General features: G+C 37.6%; 1 protein-coding gene. It reads right to left on the bottom strand.

The features are described from left to right. Nucleotides 1-236: 236 nt before the first annotated feature. Nucleotides 237-4,526 carry an RHS repeat domain-containing protein gene (locus DYY66_RS04310; RefSeq protein WP_166286517.1) on the bottom strand — a complete coding sequence of 1,430 codons (4,290 nt, stop codon included), beginning with the start codon at nucleotides 4,524-4,526 and terminating at the stop codon, nucleotides 237-239. Nucleotides 4,527-4,558 lie beyond the last annotated feature (32 nt).

The raw sequence follows: 4,558 nt of genomic DNA, 5'->3' as shown, positions 1-4,558 counted from the left end.
TTTGTCTTATGAAATTTCTTAGAATATTTTGTACAAAACGGGATCTATGAAAAATACTCTAGTGTTAGTGATAATTGTGGACTTCATTCATAAAATTCTAAAATTCTCTAGGAGGGGTTTTGTTCACTTAGTTTAGTACCCCTTACTTAAATTTGAATCACAGTGATTAATGACCATATTGTCCTAACTTTGGTTCCATTTTTAGTTTATTTGTGAGTTAGAACATCAAAAAGTTATTATTTTAAGTCAGTTGATCCCATTGTTTCCTTTGCAATGTCTTCACCCCAGTTCTCTAAAATTCCACCAAAAGGTTCCCAAATCTTTAGCGCCAAATGGAGCATGCCAGGATCAAAACCTAGGGCTATTCCTCCAACATAAACCAGCCCAGAGAGAGGTGTTCCTGTTAATGACTGCAAATCTTCAAAATAATTCACATAATTCTCTCTCGCCTCTTCAAATGACCTTGAATAAGAAGAGACAGGCCCTATGAAATTTTTGGTGAAATCTAAAGGAGGGGTGGTAGGAAAGAGAATATTTTCATCAAGAGTAGGTGGAGAGATTGGGTTGGAGGTTGAGTCTGTTGCATAACTAGATGCGTGTTGAGTCATTTCATCGAGAGTATTATTCCAAGAATCTTCGAAACTTATTCCATCCAATCCCGTGGGGTCAATTCTATTAACAGGATTATTTCCGACATAACAATACAGATTTGTGAAATCTGGAACATACCTTAAGGGATTTCTTCCTGTTGATGTTATAGGATCTTCAGAAATCCAGCGTCCAATTTGGGTATTGTACCATCGAACGCCTATATTTTGAAGACCCGTATCAGGATCGGTAAAGAAACCTTTCCAAGACCAAAACTTGATTTGGTTCTGTCCAGTCACATTAATCAGACTTCCCCATGCGTCATATGACATGTTTGAAACTATGTTTCCTGAAGAATCAATTAGACCATTTATGCTTCGAAACCTATCTTGTATAGGAAAAAGTGAATTTACATAATTGGTACCACCTGTATTGATATCAGTACTTCTAACTCTAAGAAGAGACGCGTCAACATCCCAGGTAATAATCATCTGCAACGATTTGTTATCCTCAACCATAACAGGTTTGCCCATTGCATAGTAAAAGAATTCTATCTTTGTTTTTGATTTAGAACCTGATCCTCTCTTTATTGTCCTATTTACCAAATTTCCTTCAAAATCGTAAATATATGAAACCGAATATTTTGCAGTACTGACTGATCTCAGCCGGCCTGTTCCATCAAAGAAGAACTGCGCTGTACCAATTAGAGAAATATTTCCGTCATCATCATACGTAAACGTAGTATTTGATGATTGGTCCTTTGCAAGCCTATTGAGTCTATCATACATGTTCGGCGTTGGTGTGACGGCACCATTGATCTGTGCAGAGAATTTCCTGTTATTTGCTTCATCATAATCAGAAAGAAAATCAGTATTTCCATCGAAGACCAGCTGCTTAATGCCATCATAGTAAAAATTTTCTTGGTCGGCAGCCTGTATCATATCAAGCAGTCCATCATCTCTATACGTATAATTTTCAGAAAAAATTTCATTTCCTGCAAACTGTTGGACCAAAGAACTAATCTGGTAACGATCATCGTAATCAAAATCAGTTTCCAAAGAAAGGTCTTGTAATATTCGTTCGTAGAGGTGAAGTACTTTGGTTTTCGTTCCAACCTTCTTACTGTATTTGTAATTCCAGCTGAGAGAACCATCCATCGCATTCGAGTCGCTAAGTGTAGATGGCCTACCAAGGTCGTCAAGCTGGTATGAAATCGCATAATTACCATCCGTGTCCTGCACATCAGTCAATCGATTATCCTTATCATAGGTGAAGCAAAGTTGAAACCCATTCGGTTCTTGTCGAAGTATGAGATTTCCTGCCTCATCATAGACAAAATTAGTTTTACCGGGAATTTCAGAATCTGAAACAGTTAGAGGTTTTCCCAGATGATCGTATTCTTCATAACTCACGCTCTTCCCCTTGACCGTCTTGTTGCCATCATTCCAATCTGGATATGTTATCGACTTTACATATCCTAACGAATCGTAAGTATAACTGGTAATGTTACCAATACGATCTACAAAGTACTGTAGTTGTCCTGCTTCGTCATATGTAAAAACCGTATATTTTGGATTAGGTATGTTGTGGTACCATCGGTATAGACGCCCCATATCATCAAAGTCAAAAAGGATTTCCAATCCCTTTGGATTTGTGAAGGATTTTGGTCTACCCAGTGGTGTATAATCGAAATCATACTCAAGATCTGAATATGGTATTATAAGTGAGAGAGATTGGGGATCCGCAGGACCCGGTTTCAACGCGGGACGATGTCTAATAATCTTGCTTATCCTCTCATTACCATAGTATTCGTAGTCGACCGTGTCACCAACGGGATCCATTACGTGAATTATCTTCCCTTCAGAATCACGCGTAAGTATAGTGGTATTTGATAACTGATCAGAAAATGTATTTAGCCAGTTGTCACATGGATAATATTTCATTTTTATTGTGTTTTGATTCGGGTCAGTATAGATCAAGAGTTTGCCCTGCGGATTATATTTCAATTTTGTAGTATTTTGTTCTGCATCTGTGTATTCAATGATGTTTCCTATTGAATCGAATTTGTTACTATTTACGATTCCTAATGGTGTAGTCATCTTCGTTGGAGAAAGTGGGTTGAAATTATGTACGTCATCATACTTGTATTTCCAAGTATAACCTCGTTCATCTGTCCTTGTACTTATTCGATGTGTACTAAATTTGTAATCAGTGTTGTCACTTGAGTTGTTTTTATCATATTTTTGAAACCCAAAAACTTGATCAACAGATACTATGTTTTTTGTAAATGTGAGAGGATTGGTTTTTGAAACAGAGCGAATGTTGTTATCTTTTGAAATTTTTATCATGTCAAAGTTGATTGGGTTGGTGGGTGATGGCGGCGGCTTTACAGGTATATCATAAGTATATTTTGTCTCGTGACCATCAAAATCAGTAATTTGAGTAACCTGGTTAAAGTCATTGTATTCATAGGTTTGTTCACGATCTAACGAATCGATCTTTTTTGCAATGTTGAATCTTCCATCATTTGTGTATACTGTCTGGTTCGTGATTACTTGAGGCGCGCCAGCTGCGATGGCTATGAGATTACCTTTGTTGTCTACGCTGTAACCTCGAGTTACATTAGTTTCAACCTTTGTAATGTACCTGCGTTTGGTATTGAATTCATCTCGTTGATAGGTGTAGTTTACGACACGATCAACATTTCCTTTATTATCAACTAACGTAACATTGACTTTCATATTCTCAGGATCATGGTCATATTCGAAGATATTCCCTTCTGGATCTGTAATCTTACTTATCTTAAGCCTTGGATTCAGACGATCATCAATATCAAATGGGTCTTCAATGTATTCGAATTGTATGATACCTCCAAAACTGTTTTCGATCGAAGTTAGGAGTCCAGGGCAAGTCGGATGATCATAATGATATTTTATTTTTCGTATTCCTATAGAACTTGGAAGGTCAACTTCAGTCAAAAGGTGATTTGCATTATAGTTGTAGGAAAATTGGTTAAAGTTATTTTTTGTGTCATCTGTTATTCCCGAAATTAAGTATTTTCTGACCTGAGAACCCGGTTTTAATCCATCTAAGAAAGTCCTTTCTTCCTGTAGATCAAAACGCAGGTCACGACCGCTCCCATCAGTGAGGAGAAATTCTTGGTATGGAGGAGCTTTTGATGTGGGTGTAAACTTGATGGAATGGCCTAATGCATCTACCATTGTATTTACTAGCAACGTAAAGCCAACATCACGAAAGCCACCATTTTGTACGTTGTAATAATAGTCCGAGCTTACATAGTAGCCTATTCCCCTTGCTGGGTTAAACACCCACAATTGCGCGTTCAATGGATCCACCATGGTTTCAGCATACAAACGGCCAGAGAGGATCTGAAAGGAGCTCCGGGTTGTTCTTAGGAGCAAATCATTTTTTTGAAAGTTCCATTGCAAGTCTGAGAGAGTCCTACTTGCAATCCCATATGTTCGAAGTGTGTCCTTTGCAGATACCTCATCATTAACATGCATTAGAAAAGAAGGGTAAACCTCTTCGAATAATCCATTTGGTCCTTGACTACAATTTAGCTGCATTTCGCATAAACTCTGGTGCCATATTTCTTCGGAATCGCATTCAAGACCTGATATCCAATTTCCAAATAGATGCGGTTTTGGATCAACATTTGGGTAGTTGGCAAGATATGTTAACTGCATATATTGTTCTTGAACATCGTACCGTCGCATTATGGCCAAATTAAAATTATAATATGGATAAGACACATCAGATGTTTCTATTGATAGGTTACCAGTTGGTAAATCGACAGTTATGAAATGACCAAAGACGCTTATCCTGCTAGGGTTCCAATCTATACTTCGAAATAGAATTCTTCGTTCTGTGTCTAAGGTAGGAGCAGAAGCAAAATCTCTCTCGATTCCAAAGTCCATCTGGATATCACTTGTTAAATGGATTTCAGTAC

Source organism: Candidatus Nitrosotalea sp. FS, assembly GCF_011319475.1.
Taxonomy (GTDB): Archaea; Thermoproteota; Nitrososphaeria; order Nitrososphaerales; family Nitrosopumilaceae; genus Nitrosotalea.
Note: the sequence above shows the minus strand (reverse complement) of the source record. Positions and strands in the feature narration are given on the sequence as shown.